At 67.4% G+C, this 16236-nt stretch carries 17 protein-coding genes; 4 read left to right on the top strand and 13 right to left on the bottom strand.

The features are described from left to right. Positions 1-244 (top strand): hypothetical protein (locus tag AC1DQR_RS35290; protein WP_477134715.1); only part of this gene is annotated, 244 nt, incomplete at its 5' end. Further along, positions 231-1355: an NAD(P)/FAD-dependent oxidoreductase gene (locus tag AC1DQR_RS35295; protein WP_416050845.1), complete on the top strand. Its 1125-nt coding sequence runs from the start codon at positions 231-233 to the stop codon at positions 1353-1355. The genes AC1DQR_RS35290 and AC1DQR_RS35295, both read left to right, overlap by 14 nt. 16 nt (positions 1356-1371) lie before the next feature. Here the strand turns inward: AC1DQR_RS35295 and AC1DQR_RS35300 are convergent, their stop codons facing one another. Together AC1DQR_RS35300 and AC1DQR_RS35305 are read right to left on the bottom strand one after the other, a co-directional pair. Continuing rightward, entirely contained in the window at positions 1372-2451 is a 1080-nt protein-coding gene (locus AC1DQR_RS35300; RefSeq protein WP_416050846.1) for a maleylacetate reductase, read from the bottom strand. A gap of 10 nt (positions 2452-2461) precedes the next feature. Continuing rightward, positions 2462-3478, bottom strand: a complete 1017-nt coding sequence (locus AC1DQR_RS35305; RefSeq protein ID WP_477134716.1) for a tripartite tricarboxylate transporter substrate binding protein — start codon at positions 3476-3478, stop codon at positions 2462-2464. Between the two features lie 185 nt (positions 3479-3663). Here AC1DQR_RS35305 and AC1DQR_RS35310 point away from each other — a divergent pair, with 185 nt between their 5' ends. Continuing rightward, complete coding sequence (locus AC1DQR_RS35310) at positions 3664-4596, top strand: LysR family transcriptional regulator (protein WP_416050848.1); 933 nt, start codon at positions 3664-3666, stop codon at positions 4594-4596. Positions 4597-4660: 64 nt separating this feature from the next. Here the strand turns inward: AC1DQR_RS35310 and AC1DQR_RS35315 are convergent, their stop codons facing one another. The 11 genes from AC1DQR_RS35315 to AC1DQR_RS35365 form a co-directional block, all read right to left on the bottom strand. After that, a complete protein-coding gene (locus AC1DQR_RS35315) occupies positions 4661-5434 on the bottom strand; it encodes a helix-turn-helix transcriptional regulator (protein WP_416050849.1) in 774 nt (257 codons plus the stop codon). A gap of 49 nt (positions 5435-5483) precedes the next feature. Beyond that, positions 5484-6674, bottom strand: coding sequence for a PAS domain-containing sensor histidine kinase (locus tag AC1DQR_RS35320; RefSeq protein WP_416050850.1), 1191 nt, complete (start codon positions 6672-6674; stop codon positions 5484-5486). Between the two features lie 5 nt (positions 6675-6679). Next, positions 6680-7351, bottom strand: coding sequence for a response regulator transcription factor (locus AC1DQR_RS35325; protein WP_477134723.1), 672 nt, complete (start codon positions 7349-7351; stop codon positions 6680-6682). A 467-nt stretch (positions 7352-7818) separates the two neighbouring features. Next, positions 7819-8847 carry a LacI family DNA-binding transcriptional regulator gene (locus AC1DQR_RS35330; RefSeq protein WP_416050851.1) on the bottom strand — a complete coding sequence of 343 codons (1029 nt, stop codon included), beginning with the start codon at positions 8845-8847 and terminating at the stop codon, positions 7819-7821. 99 nt (positions 8848-8946) lie between these two features. Continuing rightward, a complete protein-coding gene (locus AC1DQR_RS35335) occupies positions 8947-9915 on the bottom strand; it encodes a tripartite tricarboxylate transporter substrate binding protein (RefSeq protein WP_416050852.1) in 969 nt (322 codons plus the stop codon). Between the two features lie 79 nt (positions 9916-9994). Next, positions 9995-11077 (bottom strand): porin, encoded by a 1083-nt coding sequence (locus AC1DQR_RS35340; protein ID WP_416050853.1) that lies wholly within the window; start codon positions 11075-11077, stop codon positions 9995-9997. A gap of 135 nt (positions 11078-11212) precedes the next feature. Then, a complete protein-coding gene (locus AC1DQR_RS35345; RefSeq protein WP_416050854.1) occupies positions 11213-11551 on the bottom strand; it encodes a cupin domain-containing protein in 339 nt (112 codons plus the stop codon). Beyond that, on the bottom strand, positions 11548-12525 hold the full coding sequence (locus tag AC1DQR_RS35350) for a quinone oxidoreductase family protein (RefSeq protein ID WP_416050855.1): 978 nt from the start codon (positions 12523-12525) through the stop codon (positions 11548-11550). The genes AC1DQR_RS35345 and AC1DQR_RS35350 overlap by 4 nt, the downstream gene beginning before the upstream one ends. Positions 12526-12604: 79 nt before the next feature. Next, a complete protein-coding gene (locus AC1DQR_RS35355) occupies positions 12605-13489 on the bottom strand; it encodes a beta-keto acid cleavage family enzyme (protein ID WP_477134717.1) in 885 nt (294 codons plus the stop codon). A gap of 50 nt (positions 13490-13539) precedes the next feature. Then, complete coding sequence (locus AC1DQR_RS35360; protein ID WP_477134718.1) at positions 13540-14307, bottom strand: SDR family NAD(P)-dependent oxidoreductase; 768 nt, start codon at positions 14305-14307, stop codon at positions 13540-13542. Between the two features lie 24 nt (positions 14308-14331). Beyond that, positions 14332-15261 carry a dioxygenase family protein gene (locus tag AC1DQR_RS35365; protein ID WP_477134719.1) on the bottom strand — a complete coding sequence of 310 codons (930 nt, stop codon included), beginning with the start codon at positions 15259-15261 and terminating at the stop codon, positions 14332-14334. 147 nt (positions 15262-15408) lie between these two features. Between AC1DQR_RS35365 and AC1DQR_RS35370 the strand changes: the two genes are divergently transcribed. After that, positions 15409-16152 (top strand): YoaK family protein, encoded by a 744-nt coding sequence (locus AC1DQR_RS35370; protein WP_416050858.1) that lies wholly within the window; start codon positions 15409-15411, stop codon positions 16150-16152. The last annotated feature ends 84 nt before the right edge of the window (positions 16153-16236 follow it).

Consider the following 16236-nt stretch of genomic DNA (forward strand, 5'->3'; position numbering starts at 1 on the left):
GCCCATGCAGCGTAGAAAACTGTTACCTATGTGCTTGAACTCAAGTGTTACCTATGTGAGTGAGTCGTACCCCGGCGCGCCTTTTTTGCCTACTTTTTTGGCAAGACAAAAAAGTAGGTCGCCGCCCCGCAGGGGTGGTGAAACTGCAGCTGCCTTTGACTTCAAGCAGTTGCAGTTACAACCAACAACCCAATCCCCCATCAACCAGAACCAAACCAAACCAAACCAAAATGGAACAAGTTGACTGCGCCGTCATCGGCGCCGGCGTCACCGGCCTAGCCATCGCCCGCACCCTCTCCGCCGCCGGCCGCGAAGTCATCATCCTGGAAGCCGAAAACGCCTTCGGCACCCACACCAGCGCCCGCAACTCAGAAGTCATCCACGCAGGCATCTCGTACGCCCCGGGATCGCTGAAGGGCAAGCTCTGCGTAGCCGGCAAACAAGCGCTATACGCCTACTGCGCCGAACGCGGCATCGGCCATGAACGCATCGGCAAGCTGATCGTGGCGGTGCAAGAGGCCGACATTCCCGAGTTGCAGAAGTACGTGCAGCTCGGCGCCGCGCAAGGCGTCACCGACCTGCGCCTCGTCGGCGCTGACGAGGCCCGCGACCTGGAGCCCGAGGTGGCGTGCGCGGGCGCGCTGCTGTCGCCCTCCACCGGCATCGTCGACAGCCACGGCCTGATGCTGGCCTACCTGGGCGACGCGGAGCGCCACGGCGCGGCGCTGGCGCTGAACAGCCCCGTGCTGGCGGGACGGCCAACGCCGGACGGCATCGTACTGAAGGTGGGCGGGGCAGAGCCGATGGCGTTGCTGTGCGGCACCGTGATCAACGCCGCCGGCCTCGGCGCGCAGCGCGTGGCCGCGGCCATCGCCGGCATGCCTGCCGGCAAGATCCCGCCACTTTACTACGCCATCGGCCACTACTTCACGCTCGCCCGCCCCTCGCCCTTTCGCCGCCTGGTTTATCCCACTGGCCGCGAAGGCGCGCTGCGCGCGCACGTTACGCTGGACCTGGGCGGGCAGTGCAAGTTCGGCCCCGACCTGGACTGGCGCGACGGCGTGGACTACAGCTTCGACGCATCGCGCGAAGCGGTGTTCTACCAGGCCGTGCGCCGCTACTACCCCGCCCTGCGCGACGGCGACCTGCAGCCCGGCTACACCGGCATCCGCCCGCGCCTGGCCGGCCCGGGCTCGTCGATGCACAACAGTGCGACCGACTTCATCGTGCAAGACGCGAGCGAGCACGGGATTCCCGGCCTGATCAACCTGTTTGGCATCGAGTCGCCCGGGCTGACGGCATCGCTGGCGATGGGTGAATACGTGGGTGAGCGCGTGGCGGCGCTGGCGCACTGATTGCGGCCCCCATGCATCATGCTGCAGGCCGCGCCCCATCAAACGCATCCTGCAGCAACTGCCGGATCGCCGCCCTCTCCAGCGGGCGCGGATTCGGGTACTGGTTCAGCAAGGCAAGCTCGCAAGCACGATCCAGATCGCAGTCCTGCATACCGATATCGCGCAGCGCAACCGGTGCACCATTGTCGCGGGCCAGATCGAACAGCGCTTGTGGCGCGCTCGCCGCGCCAAGCGCCGATGCTACCGTGGCGATCGCCTCCGGCGCGGCGCTCGCGTTATAGGCCAGCGCATGCGGCAGCACGATGGTGTGCACCTCGGCGTGCGGCAGGTTGAAGCTGCCGCCCAGCGTATGGCACAGCTTGTGATGCAGCGACATGCCCACGTTGGCCAGCACGCTGCCGCACAGCCACGCGCCATACAGCGCATCGCTGCGCGCGGCCAGCATGTCCGGCGCGCTGCCGCTGGCGTGCGCCTGGCGGATGGCGGGAAGCGCACGGCCCAGCGCGGCGATGCCTTCGCGCGCCATGAGGCTGGTGACGGGATTGGCATCGCTCGCGTAGAGCCCTTCGGCGGCGTGCGCGATGGCGTTGATGCCGCTGGTCACGCTCAGCATCAGCGGCAGGCCGAGTGTGAGCTCGGGGTCGTACACCACGGTGCGCGGCAGCACGCGCGCGTCGCGGCCAGTGCGCTTGATGCCGCCTTCGGTCAGGCCGAAGATCGGCGTCATCTCGGAACCCGAATAGGTGGTTGGCACCGCCACGATCGGCAGGCCCGACTCCAGGCCGATGGCCTTGCCCAGCCCGATGGTGGAGCCGCCGCCAATCGCCACCGCGCCATCCGCACCCAGGCGCGCGGCCTGCTCGCGGGCAGCGCGCGCGGATTCGATCGGCACGTGCATCACGGCACCGTCGAAGACGCCCGCGGCACGCTCGCCCAGCAGGGCCGCCACATGCTCGGCCTGGCCGCGCTGGCCTGGCGTGGACAGCACCAGGACGCGGCGCGCGCCCAGCGCGTCGACCTCGGCGCCGAGCCGGGCCAGCGCGCCGGCGCCAAACACCACGCGTTGCGGATGACTTTGGTAGATGAAGGATTTCATGATGCGATGCTCAGTCGGCCACGATATTGCGGCTCTTGATCACGCGGGACCAGCGCTGCGACTCGCTCTTGACCAGTGCATTCATCTCCTGCCGGCCGCCCGCCACCACCTCGAAGCCGCCGTCGGCCAGGCGCTGCGCCACCTTGGGGTCGCGCAGGGTAACGCTCATGTCCGCCGCCAGCCGGTTCAGGATGGCCTCCGGCGTCTTGGCCGGTGCGATCATGCCGACCCACGAATAGACTTCGAAACCCTTGTAGGTCTCGGCAATCGCCGGCACCGCGGGCAGGTGCGCATCGCGCTTGGGCGAGGTCACCGCCAGCGCGCGCAGCTTGCCGCCCTGGATATGCGGCAGCACCAGCGGCAGGCTGGCAATCATCGAATCGACGTGGCCGCCAAGCAGATCCGAGATGGCCGGGCCGCCGCCCTTGTAAGGGGTGTGGATGCCGCTGGTGCCCGCGGTCTCGTGGAACAACTCGGCCGCCAGCTGGTTGGAGCTGCCGGCACCCACCGATGCATAGGAAACGGTAGCCGGCTTCTTCGCGGCAGCCACGTAATCCTGCAGCGTCTGGAACCGCGAGCTGGCCGGCACCACCAGCACCATGGGCGAGCGCACCATGTATGACACGCCGGTCAGGTCACGCTCTGGCGCGTATGGCAGCTTGGGGTACATCGACGATTCGGTGGCGAACGAGTCGAAGATCATCCCCACCGTGTAGCCGTCCGGCGCGCTGCGGGCGATGGCGCCGGTGCCGATGGTGCCGCCCGCGCCAGCGCGGTTCTCGATGACCACCGTCTGGCCAAGGCGGCCGCGAAAGTCCTCCTGGACCATGCGGCCCACCTTGTCGACCGTGCCGCCGGCCGCAAACGGGATGATCAGCGTGACCGGCTTGGCTGGGTAGGTTTGCGCGTTGGCGCCGCCAACAAGGCCGAGCGCCAGCGCGGCGGTGGCCGCCAGGCGCCGCAGCAGCGCCTGGCCGCGTGCGGCGTGGGGTTGATCGGAATGGCTTGTCTCCAGTCTTGTTGTCATTTTGTCTCTTCCTGTTGCGGTGACCGCGCCTCGCCATCGTGCACGCCAAGGCAGGTGCACGATGGCGTGCTTTTGCCAAAATTGCGAAGATAGCCCGGGCGAAAGGCGTGGATTCGATGCTAACCTGTCGCATCGGCCGGGGCAATCCGGTCCGGCCGCGAAACGCCTTTGCACAGGACGCACAAATGGAATCGGCAAAATTTGCGGAGAATCTTTCGATCTTTGTCGAGGTGGCGCAGGCGCGCAGCTTTTCCGCCGTGGCCCGCCGCAAGGGCATGGTGGCCTCATCGGTGGCCCGCCAGATCGACTCCCTGGAGAACGAGCTGCAGGTAGCGCTGTTTACCCGTTCCACCCGCGCGCTGGTCCGCACCGACGCCGGCAACCTGCTGTTCGAGCGCGCGGTCAAGATCCTGCACGACATGACCGACGCGCGCAGCGAGGTCACCTCGCTGGAGCAGGGCGTGAGCGGCCTGCTGCGCGTAAGCTGCTTGCCCGCCTTTGGCCGGCGCCACGTGGTGCCGCACCTGGCCGCCCTCTATGACAAGTATCCGCGCCTGGCCATCGAGCTGGACCTGACCGAGCGCATCGTCGACCCCGTGGTGGAGCGCATCGACCTGGTGATCCGCGTGGGCCAGCAGGCGGACAGCAGCCTGATCGCCCAGCGCGTGGCCAGCCAGCGCTACGTGATCTGCGCCTCTCCGGCTTACCTGGCGCGCCATGGCAAGCCGCGGCACGCCAGCGAGCTGGGCAGCCACCGGCTGATCGACCGCCGCCACAGCACCAGCATGCGCGGCTGGCGGGAGTTGCTGGACAGCGACGTCGCGCAACAGGCCATGTTCGCCTTCGAGTGCGACGACTGCGATGCGCGGCGGCTATCGGTGCTGCAAGGGCTGGGCATTGCCCTGATGCCGGACTGGTCGATCGGCGGCGATATCGGCGATGGCCGCCTGATCGAGCTGGAGATGGATGGGCTGGCCCCGCAACCGGAAACCGGCATCTACCTGCTGCGCGCGCTGCCGCGCGCCAGCGCCAAGGTGCGGGCGTTCTGCGAGCACCTGAGCGCCAGCATCGGCAGCCCGCCGCGCTGGCAGGTGGCTATGGCGCCGGTGGGCGAATAACGCCGGGCTGGATGGCACGGGATCGCGCAGGATCGCGCGGGCGCCCCTGGCCGCGCCGGCCGCGCTATTCGCCTGGCAGCAGCCCCAGGGCAATCGCCGTGCGCACCGCCTGCAAGCGGTTTCCCACATCCAGCTTGCGCATTACGTTGCGCATGTGGTGGGAAATGCCATGCTCGGAGATACCGAGGATCTGCCCGGCCTCCCAGGAAGTCTTGCCCAGCGCCACCCAACGCAGCACCTCCAGCTCCCGCGCCGTCAACGACACCGCCGGCTCGGCGCGCCCGCGCGCGATCGTGCAGAAACGATCGAGCACGGCTTGCGTGACGGCCGGGCCGAACAGGCGCGCACGGCAGACGGCGGCCTCGTCGTCGCCCGCGTTGCCATCGAGCGAAAGCAGCGCCAGCGTGCCCATTTCGTGGCTTGGCATGCTGGCGGAAAAGGCAATGGCCGCGGTCAGCCGGCGGTCCAGCTCGGCCCGCGCCAGCGCCGCGTCATCGGGGGCCCGCGCCAGGGGTTCCGCGCTGCTGCACACTACCGGCCCCAGGGAATCGCGCGCCTTGACCACCAGCGCCGCCAGGGCCTCGCCGTGGGCTTCCAGCGGCAGGCTCGCGCCGCCAGGCAGGCTGGTCAGCGAACCGGCATGGGCCGCGCCGGAGCCCGGCAGCCCCTTGTAGCGCAGATAGAAATGATTGAACCCGAGCAGCCTGGCGGCGGTGCAGACGGCGCCCGCCAGCGCCTCGATATCCTGGGCACGGTCGATGTCGCCAAGCAGCATGGCCAGGGCGGAGGGCGCATCCGCGGGAATCGCGGCGCCAAGCGAAATATCGGGAGAACGCATGTGTGAAAACCGCCGCTCCTGCTGCGGGATGGCATCTGTCAGACGCCAATCATAAGCGCGTTTCCCGTACGGGCAGCGTAAAACGGAATGTGGCGCCCGGACCCGGCTGCTCGTCAACCCAGATGCGCCCGCCGTGCGACTCCACCACCGAGCGGCAGATCGACAAGCCCATGCCCAGGCCCTCGGGCCGGGTGGTAAAGAATGCGTCGAACAGGTTCGGGATGTTCGCCGGCGCGATGCCCGGACCCGTGTCCTGCACCGTGCAGAGCACCCGCGGCGGCGCGGCGCCGAGCCGTTCGCACCGCACCAGGATCGAACGCAGGCCGGCTGGCACCGCCGCGCAGGCCTGCATGGCATTGAGCAGGAGGTTGATCAGCACCTGCTGCAGCTGGATGCGATCGCCCAGCACCGCCGGCAAGCCCGGCACCACATGGGCGGACACCGCCACGCCCTGGTTGCCCATTTCGGGCATCAGCAGCGCCAGGGATTCCGCCAGGGCGGCGCCCAGGTCCACGGGTGCGCGCTGCGGTGCGCCCTTGGCCGCCAGCGCGCGCGTGCGGCCGATGACGGCGCTGGCGCGCCGGCCCTCGCTGATCATGCGCTGCACCGCGCTGCGCGCCTCCTCCAGGTTGGGTTGCGCCCGGTCCAGCCAGCGCAGGCAGGCTTCCCCATACGTGATGATGCCCGCCAGCGGCTGGCTGACTTCGTGCGCGATGGATGCCGTCAGTTCGCCCAGCACGGCGACGCGCGACACATGCGCCAGTTCCGCCTGCGCCACGCGCAGCACTTCCTCGGCGCGGCGGCGCTCCGTGATATCGACCACGGTGCCGACAAAGCCCAGGCTGTGCTCGCTGCCCCGGCGCGGCTGTCCCACGCAGATGAGGTGCTTTTCTTCGCCGTTGTGGCACAGAATGCGGAACTCCTGCTGGAACGGCGTGCCCTCCTTGCAGGCGCGGGCCATGCCGGCGAGCACGCGGGCACGCTCGCCGGCATGGATCATCGCCACCAAGGTGTGCATGCCCGGTGCGCCAGGCGCGGGGTCGAGCCCGAAGAGCCGGTACATCTCCGCCGACCACCGCATCTCGCGCCGCGCCGGCCACCATTGCCAGCTGCCGGTCTTGCTGATGCGCTGGCCCTCGGCCAGGGAGGCCTCGCTTTCATGCAGGCCGCGCCGCCTCGCACGGGCGTTGCCCAAGCTGCCTTTGCGCAGCGAATGACGCGGGGAATAGGGTCTGCGCATCGTGATCACACCTGCGCCGCCGCGTTGGTCAGGCCAAGCACGTGCGCCATCACCACCAGGTCGGCAAAGGTCCGCGCGCCCATCTTCTTCATGGCCTGCGCGCGGTGGATCTTGACCGTGACCGTGCTCAGGCCCACGTCGTCGGCAATCTGCTTGTTCATCAGGCCCGCCGCAGCCAGTACCATGACTTCACGCTCGCGCGATGTCAGCGTCTCGAACGCAGCCTTCAGTTCGCGCCCGCGCCGTTCGCAAGCGCGCCGCTGCACGTCCCTGCCGATGGCTTCCGTCACCGCATCGAGCAGGTCCTGGTCGCGGAACGGCTTGGTCAGGAAATGCGTTGCGCCGGCCCGCATCGCCATGACCGACATGGCAACGTCCGCGTGGCCGGAGATAAACACTACCGGCACCGGGCAGCCCACCGCGGCCAGCATGGCCTGCAGCTCCAGCCCGCTGGCGCCCCTGAGGCGCACGTCCAGCACCAGGCAGCACGGCACATCGGGAATCGGAAAGCACAGGAACTCGGCCGCGGAGGCAAAGGTCCTGACCTGGATGTCCATCGAGCGGAACAGGCTGGCAATGCCATCGCGCAAGGCCGCGTCATCATCAACGACCAGCACCACGCCGTCATCGACGAGCCACGCGCCGCCGGGACTGGGATAGCCGCCGGATATCGCCATGCCGCGTCCTATGCCCGGCACCTGGAGAAAAGGCATGCGACGATCATTTGAATCCTCTATTCTCAAACTCCGGAAAAAAACGGCAACGCGAGATGCGCCAACCTGCCTGGCGGGCAGCGCGATTCTTCCCTATCCGCATGAGGCCGGCCATTGTCCAGGGGTGTGCACAGCCCATCCCTGGGTGTAACCGGGGCGTGAATCCATGCAAAGGACACCTCGCCAGCCTCACAAGTCCGGCTGATTCCGGCTGCCTCGCGTCGATATTGCAATCGTTTGCATTGTGGATGAAAGCACCGAAAGATCAAGGCTGAAAACGCCGCCGCGCCGGATCCGCACAATTCGAAAATGGCCTGCAGCCCTTGCTGCGCATGGCTTTGAAGCCGATGGACCGTGCCCACTACAAGGATGTGTAGTTGACCACCGGCGCGATTCCCGGAAGATGCGGGTTGCACGCCTGCGCGTGCCGCCTAGTGCGCCGGCGGCGCCGTCGAGCCGCGCACGATCAGCTCCGGGCGGAGCACCACGCTGGCAGCCTCGGCCTTCGCGTTCTCGATGCGCGCCAGCAGCAGCGTCGCCGCCTGCACGCCCATCTCGTGAACGGCAATCCGGATGGTGGTGAGCGCAGGCGTGAGCGCATCGACAAAGGGCATATCGTTGTGGCCGATCACCGAGACGCGCGCGGGGCATGCAATTCCGGCCTCGCGCAGGTAGTCATAGCAGCCCAGCGCCACCAGGTCGTTGCCCGCGGCGATCGCGGTCAGCGCGGGAAACTGCGCCAGCAGCGCGCGGCAGGCTTCGCGCCCCGCTTCGCGGCCGTAGCTTGCCGCTTCCACGATCATCCATTCGTTTTTGCGCAGCTTGTTGCGCCGCACCGCATCGATAAAACCCTGCTTGCGCTGGTGGCCAGTGGACAGCGAGTCCGGCCCGGCGATATGGCCAATGCGGCGATGCCCGAGCGCCACCAGGTGATCGACGGCGAGCCGCATCCCGAGCAGGTTGTCGCTCACCACGCAGGGCACCCGGCCGAGATCTTCGCCGCGATTGACCATCACCACGGGGATGTTCTGCTTGACGCAGTAGTCCAGCACGGCATCCTCGCGCTCGGCGGTCGCCAGGATCAGGCCGTCGACCTGGCGGCCCATCATCTGGTCGATGACAAAACGCTGGCGCGTCTTGTCGGCGCCCACATTGACCACGATGGGCACATAGCCCTGCGAGGCCAGCACGCCCTCGAGCCCGGCCAGGATCGGCGGGAACACGGGGTTGGAGATATCCGGCAGCACCACGCCGATGAGCCCGGAGCGCTTGGTGCGCAGCCCGGCGGCGATGCGGTTGGGGCGGAAGCCCAGCTCGTCGGCCATGCGCAGGATGCGCTCAGCCACCTCATCGGCGACCAGGTGCCGCGTGGCGGGATTCATCACCCGGGAAACGGTGGAGTAATGGACATCCGCCTTCGCCGCCAGGTCCTTCAGGGTAATGCGCTTACGCTGGTCCATGCGGGCAGGGGGGCTGGTGTGCGGTGAGTGAGAACATGCCATTTTAAGCGAAGACGCACGCGCCGGGCCCGCTTGCCTGCCAACCTCCCCGCGCGCCTCCTACTGCCCGGCCTGCACGCCGGACTGCCGCACCACCGGCGCCAGCTTGGCGATCTCTGCCTTGATGTAGCGCTCGAACTCCTGCGGCGTGGACGTGCGCGCTTCGGCGCCTTGCACCGACAGCCGCTCGCGCACCTCCGGCGCGGCCAGCGCCTTGGCGATCTCGCCATTGAGCGCGGCCACGATCTCCTTGGGCGTGCCCGCTGGCGCCAGCACGCCGAACCATGACTCGAAGGCGTAGCCCGGCAGGCCCGACTCCGCCACCGTCGGGATATCGGGCAAGGCGGCAGCCCGCTTCGGCGTGGTGACCGCCAGCGCCTTGAGCTTGCCCTGGCGCACGAACGGCATGGCGGAGACAGTGGGCGCAAACATCAGGTCGACACGGCCCGCCATGACATCGGTCAGCGCCTCGCCCGTGCCTTTGTAGGGAATGTGCGCAATATCCACGCCGGCTTCCATCTTGAACAACTCCCCGCTCAGGTGGGTCGAGCTGCCGGACCCGGCGGAGTCAAAGTTCATCGTGCCAGGCTTGGCCTTGGCCGCTGCCACCACATCCTTGACCGAACCCAGCTTGCTGGCGCTGCTCACCACCAGCACGTTGGGCACCGTCGCCACCAGCGTCACCGGCGCGAAGTCCTTGACGGTGTCGTACGACAGCTTGGGATAAAGCGTGGCATTGATGGCATGCCCGACCGATACCAGGATCAGGGTGTAGCCATCCGGCGCGGCCTTGGCGACCAGCCCGGCGCCGAGCGTGCCGCCCGCACCGGGCCGGTTCTCCACGATCATCTGGTAGCGGCCGGATTCGCCCAGCTTGTTGCCGACGATGCGGGCGAGGATGTCGGTCGCGCTGCCGGATGAGAATGGCACCACCAGGCGGATCGGCTTGGCGGGATACTGGGGCGGCTGGGCGAGCGCGCCCACGGCGCTCACCGCGAGGGTGGCGCTCAGCAGGATGTTTCGAATCACGGTTGTCTCCTCCGCCGCCTCGGGTCCGGCCGGATCGTGGTCCGGCCGGGCTGGGCGGCGCGATGGTCAGGTTCGAGGGTTAGAAATTGTGGCGCATGCCTAGCGCAAAGGTCTGCGGATCGGCGCCTGCCGAAACGCCGAGGCTGTTGATGGCGAAGTCGTAGATGGCGTTCTTCTGGTTGTTGATGCGGCTGTAGTAGGTAAAGAGCGCGGTGCGCTTTGACAGCGGGTAGTCATAGCCGACCGTGATCTGGGTGGCGCCGGTCTGCGCGCCGCTGCGAAAGAACCCCACCGTCTCGGTGGCATTGCCGGCGCCATTGCTGGCCAGCGCGAAACCCAGCCTGATGCTGCCGGGCCCGAGCTTTTGCACCACCGAGGTGTAGTAGCCGTTGCGCGTCAGGTCGCCCGTGGCGGTGCGGTAGTGCAGCCGCTCATACAGGGCGGAGACCTTGGTGCTGGCGAACTGGTAGGACACGCCCACCTTGATGGCATCGTCGTTGCGGCCCGCCGTCTGGTAGTGCTGGTGAATCTCGTAGGCCAGCGCCACGTTGAGCGGCCCGCGGTCATAGGTGGTGGCGAACGAGTAGAGCGCCGGGTTGCGCGGCGTGGTGAGCTTTTCCTCGGGCACGCCCCAGCCCACGCCCGCGCGCAAGCCCCTCCATTCCGGGCTGCGGTATTGCACGATGTTCTGCTCGCGCCGATCGAAGGAGTGCGTGTCCTGGATGTTGTTGGTGGTCGATGCCGAGCCGTTGCTGATCAGCGCCATATACCCGGCGGTGGTCGGGTAATAGGGGTCGTATTCCATGGTGGCTTCGGTGTAGGGCGTGGTCCAGTGCCCCATGAAAAAAGTACCGTAATCACCGCTCAATCCAATGCGAGAGTTTCGTCCCGCAATCTGCCCGGCCCCGTTATCGATCGACAGGTTGCTCTCGATCTGCCAGATTGCCTTGAGTGAACCGCCAAGGCCCTCCTCGCCCCGCAAGCCGAAGACCGACCGGTTATTGGTCAGCCGTCCGGTGCCGCCCAGTACGGCGCCGTTGGTGGCGGTGCTGGCTCGCGAATACTCGATGCTGGTGTTGAGCCGCCCATAGACCGTCACCGTGGATTGCGCATGCGCGGACCCGCACACTGCCACCACGGCGAGCGCCCCGGCGCCAGCCATCAGGACCGGCCACCGGTGCCTCCTATGCTTCCAGGCATTTCCCATATCTCTCTTCCCCTATTGCGGATTCGCGGCGCGGCGCGTCCGTCTGGTCAAGTTGAAGCATATGCAAACGTTTGCAATCAAAGTAAAAGTTCAAGGCGGGTACGGCATGGCCAGCAGCAGCATGGCGGGACGGTTGCCCGGATTCTCCACCTTGCGGGCTTCACCCGGCGCCAGGCAGACCGAGTCGTACTGCGACAGATGCACGACCTGCGCCCCGGTGCTGATGGTGACTTCCCCCTCCAGCACCACATAGTGCTTTTCCATGGGCGAGGCATCCAGCCCGGTATGGCCGCCCGGCAGGATCACCGAGACACCGAGCCAGAGCGCCGCCGACGGCCCGGCCTCAAACCCCTGCAGGCGCAGGCAGCGCATGCCCTCGTGGCCGGGCGGGAAATAGGCCGGCGCGGCAGCGAACCGGGTCGTGTTCATGGCATCAGCACCACACGTTCCGAGGCGCCTTGCAGCACCGTACGGTAAGCCTCGGCGGCGCGCGCCAGCGCGAAGGTGTAGTCCGCGTGCACCGGGAAGGGCCTGAGCTGCCCGGCCGCGAACATCGGGCCGAGCTGATCGAAGACCGCCGCGCAAGCGATGCTGTCCATGGCCAACGTGTCGATGCCCACATACGTATGCTGCCCGCGGTAGAAGGCGAAGATGTCGAACGGCACGGCGCGGTCGATGGTCGAGATGAAGATCTGCGCGGCACCGATCGCCATGGCCTTATTGGCTTGCTCGAAGTACGGGCTGCCAACCGTGTTGTAGACGATATCCGCGCCGTGCCCGTCGGTCTCGTTGCGCACCACTTCGGCGATGTTGTCGCGGCTGGCGTCCAGCATGCGCACGGTGCTGCTGGCGTGGCCGCGAAACGGCCCGGCCTCGCGCTCCACGGCGAAGACGCGCGCGCCCAGCGCCGTGGCAATCTGGATGGTGGCCTGACCAACCTTGCCGTTGCCGCCGCACACCAGCACCACGCTGCCCGCCTTCGGCAGGCCGGCGCGGCGCAGGCCCTCATAGGCGGTGACAAAGGGCACGCCAACCGCGCCGGCTTCTTGCAAAGTCACGTTGGCGGGCTTCTCGCGCACCGCGGCAACGTCGAGCGTCAGGTAGCGGCTGTGTGTGCCATCGCGGCGAATGCCAAGCTCGCCGCCGCTGCCCCAGACTTCCTTGCCCAGCAGGTGCGCGGGGCCGTCCACCACCACGCCGGCGTAGTCGCGGCCCGGCACACGCGGCCATACGGCGTGCGGCATCAATCCCAGCGTGGCCTTGACATCGCTCGGGTTGACGCCCGCGCTGGCGACTTCGATGACGCATTGGCCGGAGCCTGGCACGGGCTTGGGAATGCCGACGAACTCGAGTTGCAGCGCGTCGATGTTCGCTGCCTTCTGGGAGACGCGGATAGTGTTCATGATGATGTGTTGTTTGTGTAAGTGTATGTGCTTGTGTATGTGCTTATGTATGTGCTTATGTATGTGCTGGCCTGATCGTTCATGCCGCCCGCAGGCCGAGCGTGGCCCGGGCCTCGTGTGGCGACGCCAGCGCGCCGCCCAGCGATTTGATGATGTCGCGCGCCTTGGCGACCAGCGCCGCGTTATCCGGGGCGAGCACGCCCTTCTCCAGGTAGATGTTGTCCTCCAGGCCAACCCGGACATGCCCGCCCGCCAGCCACGCCTGCGCCACGATCGGGAACTCCGCCCGGCCAACGCCGAAGGCGGACCAGTGCGCGCCCGGCGGCAGCATATTGCGCGCGTAGAACAAGGTCTCCGGCGTGGCCGCGAAACCGTATTTCACGCCGAGCACGAAGGTCCACAGGCCGGGGCCGTCCAGCACGCCTTCCTGGATGAAGTCGCGCGCCATGTTGAGGTCGCCGGAGTCGAAGATTTCAAGCTCCGGCATGACGCCCGCCTCGCGGATGATGGCCGCCATCTTGCGTACGTTCCGGGGTGTGTTGATAACCACGTCCGCACCGGAATTCATGGTGTTGAGGTCCAGCGAACACACATCGGGGCGCAGCGCGGCGATATGCGCGACGCGCACTTCCGGGCGGACCAGGGTGGTGCCCGGGGCGGCGTTGCGGGGTTCGTCCTCGCCCGGCACGAAGCGCCCGCCCGGGCCGGTGGTCAGGTTGATGATGAGCGCCTTGTTGCGCTTGCGGATCAGCTCGATCACCTCGGCGTAGTACTCGAGCGCCATCGATGGGCGCCCGGTCTCGGGGTCGCGCACATGGATGTGGGCTGCGGCCGCGCCCGCCTCGGCCGCCTCCAGCGCCGCCGTGGCGATCTGCGCCGGCGTCACCGGCAGGCCGGGATGTTGCGCTGGGGTAACGATATTGCCGGTGACGGCGCAGGTAATGATGGTCTTTCTGCTATGCATGGTGAACGTGTTGGTGTCTTGCTGCCTGGAACAATGTGTCGGGGGCGGGATCAACCAAGCTGGCGCCCGCCGTCGACCACGATGGTGGTGCCGGTGGAAAAGCGCAGCGACGTGGCACAGGCCACGATGGCATCGGCGACGTCATCCGGCTTGCCGATGCGCTTGAGCGGCGTGGTCCTGGCTGCGCGCTCGTTGAAGGCGCTGTCGCGCCCGGGCACGAAATCGGTGTCGACCACGCCGGGCGATACGTTGAGCACGCGGATCTCGGGCGCCAGCGCGCGGCCCAGCGATATGGCCATCATGTCGAGCCCTGCCTTCACCGCGCAGTACGCCACGTTGCTGCCCATGCCGGTGCGCCCCGCGATGGACCCCACGTTGACCACCAGCCCCTCGCCCGTGGCCTTCAGGTGCGGCGCCATGGCGCGGATCGCGGCAAACTGGCCGCGCCAGTTCACGGCGAACATCTCATCGATCAGCGCATCGTCCAGCGCGTCGAGGTCGGCATGCGCTATCGCCTTGGTGAAGCCCGCGCTGTTGACCAGCATGTCGATGCGGCCGTACTTGCGCTGCACGTCATCGGCCAGGCGCACGAGCGAGGCGGTATCGCTGATCTGCGCCACCGCCGCGAGATGGTTGCCCGGCGGCAGTTCGGCCACCGCTCGCGCGCAAGTCTGCGCATTACGGCTGACCAGCACCACGCTGGCGCCCAGGGTTGCAAGCTTGCGGCCCGTCGCCATGCCGATGCCGCCAGTGCCGCCGAGGATCACGGCAACCTTGCCGCCAAGTTGCGGCGTCGAAACTTGTTGTTGAATCGTCATCGTCAGTTCTTCCGTGGTCGGTAATCAGTCGATCGGCGGCGTCGGGAAGGTCTGCTCGCCCGGCTCCAGCACAAAGTTGAAATCCAGCGTGTAGAACGGCGCCGGGAAACCGCCCCATGGGCTTTTGCCTTCGTCCACGCGCCGGAAATGGCCCACCAGTTCGCGGTGCACGCCAAAGGTCACGTCCGACTCCAGGTGCTCGGAATCGTCGGCGAATACCTGCGTGACAAGCGTGCGATAACCCGGTGCCGCGGCGATGAAATGAATGTGCGCCGGGCGGTACGGATGGCGGTTCTGTTCGGCCAGCAGCTGGCCGACGGGGCCGCCCGTCGGCACGGGATAGCCCGCCGGGCGCACCGAGCGGAAATGGAAGCGGCCTTGCGCATCGGTCCGAAAGGCGCCGCGCAGGTTCTTGTCCGGTTGCGCGGGGTCCTGGTTGTCGTAGAGGCCAACCGGCGAAGCCTGCCACGCTTCCACCAGCGCGCCGGCCAGGGGCTCGCCGGCGGTGTTGCGCACTTGCCCCCTCACAAACAATGGCAGCCCCGGCGTCTCGCCTTGCACCACGCAATCCCCGCACGCGTAAGCCGGCGCGCCGCCGCGATAGAACGGGCCCAGCAGCGCGCCCGGCGTGCGGCCATCGGTGATGCCGTTGTTCATCAGCGTCACCAGCGTTGACAGCCCGAGCACATCGGCCGCCAGCACGACCTCGTTGTTGGTTGCGTTGGTCGCATGGCCTAGCGCCGCGACAAAGCGCAGCCCGAACTCGAACTCCTCATCGCTGGGCCGCACCTGCCTCAGGAACGCGTGCAGATGATCGACCAGCGCGTCGACGACCTCCCGCAGGCGCGGGTTGGTGGTATCGCGCATCGCCTGCTTGACCAGTTGGCTCAGCGTGTGTTCGTCGTCCACCACGGACAGGCCGCGGCCGAGCCTCGGGGCAAGTGTCGTCTCCATATTCATCTCTGGTTTCCGTTTTTTGCAAACGTTTGCATTATGGGCCGGGTTCTGGAAAAATCAAGGACATTTGCAATTGGACAGGCCCGCGCGTCCTATGCTGTAGTACGGGCGAGCGCCCTCTTCTTCACAAACATGAACCCCGCCATGCAGACCACGCCACAGTCCTCGCCGCCCACGCAACCGCAGGCAATCGCCAGCCAGGTGTTCAAGGGCGCCATGCTCAGCCTGGTCGCGGGCTACGTCGATGTGGTCGGCTTTATCGCCTTGTTCGGCCTGTTCACCGCGCACGTCACCGGCAACTTTGTCATGCTCGGGGTGGCGCTCGCGCACGCGACCGGTGGCGTGCTGGCCAAGCTGCTGGCGCTGCCGGTGTTCGCGCTATCGGTGGCGGCGACGAAGATCGCCGTCGATGCCATGCAGGCGCGCGGCAGGCCACCGCTGCCGCCGCTGCTGGTCACGCAGGGATTGTTGCTTGCCGCTTTCATGCTGGCGGGCTGCGTGGCCTCGCCCATGGCCTCGCCCGACATGCCATCGGCCATTGCAACCGGGATGCTGGGGGTGGCCGCCATGGCGGTCCAGAACGCGCAATCCCGGATCGTGCTGACCGACCATGTGCCGACCACCATCATGACGGGCAACAGCACGCAGGTCATCATCGACCTGGTCGAGCTGCGCAGCGCCTCGGCCGACAAGGTGGCCGCGGCGAAGAACCGGCTGCGCAAGATGGTCCCCGCCATCGCTGCATTCGCGGCCGGCGCCGTGTCAGGCGCGTATGCCTATGTGCAGGCGTCGTACTGGTGCCTTGCCGTTCCGATCTTCATCCTGCTGGCGCTGGCGTATAGCTACCGGGCCGGGCCGGCCGCGTCCCTGGCCAGGAGACAGGCGTAGCGCCAGGATGCAACCATGGGAGCATGCCTGCGCCAGGCCCCGATGTCCGACGTCGACCGCGATGTGTCCTATAGTTCAAAGCCA

Source organism: Cupriavidus sp. 05L411 (assembly GCF_056398045.1).

Excerpts from the sequence above, each read along its gene's own strand:
- AC1DQR_RS35295 (WP_416050845.1), top strand. The coding sequence starts at position 231 with ATGGAACAAGTTGACTGCGCCGTCATCGGCGCCGGCGTCACCGGCCTA.
- AC1DQR_RS35300 (WP_416050846.1), bottom strand. The coding sequence starts at position 2,451 with ATGAAATCCTTCATCTACCAAAGTCATCCGCAACGCGTGGTGTTTGGC.
- AC1DQR_RS35305 (WP_477134716.1), bottom strand. The coding sequence starts at position 3,478 with ATGACAACAAGACTGGAGACAAGCCATTCCGATCAACCCCACGCCGCA.
- AC1DQR_RS35310 (WP_416050848.1), top strand. The coding sequence starts at position 3,664 with ATGGAATCGGCAAAATTTGCGGAGAATCTTTCGATCTTTGTCGAGGTG.
- AC1DQR_RS35315 (WP_416050849.1), bottom strand. The coding sequence starts at position 5,434 with ATGCGTTCTCCCGATATTTCGCTTGGCGCCGCGATTCCCGCGGATGCG.
- AC1DQR_RS35320 (WP_416050850.1), bottom strand. The coding sequence starts at position 6,674 with ATGCGCAGACCCTATTCCCCGCGTCATTCGCTGCGCAAAGGCAGCTTG.
- AC1DQR_RS35325 (WP_477134723.1), bottom strand. The coding sequence starts at position 7,351 with ATGGCGATATCCGGCGGCTATCCCAGTCCCGGCGGCGCGTGGCTCGTC.
- AC1DQR_RS35330 (WP_416050851.1), bottom strand. The coding sequence starts at position 8,847 with ATGGACCAGCGTAAGCGCATTACCCTGAAGGACCTGGCGGCGAAGGCG.
- AC1DQR_RS35340 (WP_416050853.1), bottom strand. The coding sequence starts at position 11,077 with ATGGCTGGCGCCGGGGCGCTCGCCGTGGTGGCAGTGTGCGGGTCCGCG.
- AC1DQR_RS35345 (WP_416050854.1), bottom strand. The coding sequence starts at position 11,551 with ATGAACACGACCCGGTTCGCTGCCGCGCCGGCCTATTTCCCGCCCGGC.
- AC1DQR_RS35350 (WP_416050855.1), bottom strand. The coding sequence starts at position 12,525 with ATGAACACTATCCGCGTCTCCCAGAAGGCAGCGAACATCGACGCGCTG.
- AC1DQR_RS35355 (WP_477134717.1), bottom strand. The coding sequence starts at position 13,489 with ATGCATAGCAGAAAGACCATCATTACCTGCGCCGTCACCGGCAATATC.
- AC1DQR_RS35360 (WP_477134718.1), bottom strand. The coding sequence starts at position 14,307 with ATGACGATTCAACAACAAGTTTCGACGCCGCAACTTGGCGGCAAGGTT.
- AC1DQR_RS35365 (WP_477134719.1), bottom strand. The coding sequence starts at position 15,261 with ATGGAGACGACACTTGCCCCGAGGCTCGGCCGCGGCCTGTCCGTGGTG.
- AC1DQR_RS35370 (WP_416050858.1), top strand. The coding sequence starts at position 15,409 with ATGCAGACCACGCCACAGTCCTCGCCGCCCACGCAACCGCAGGCAATC.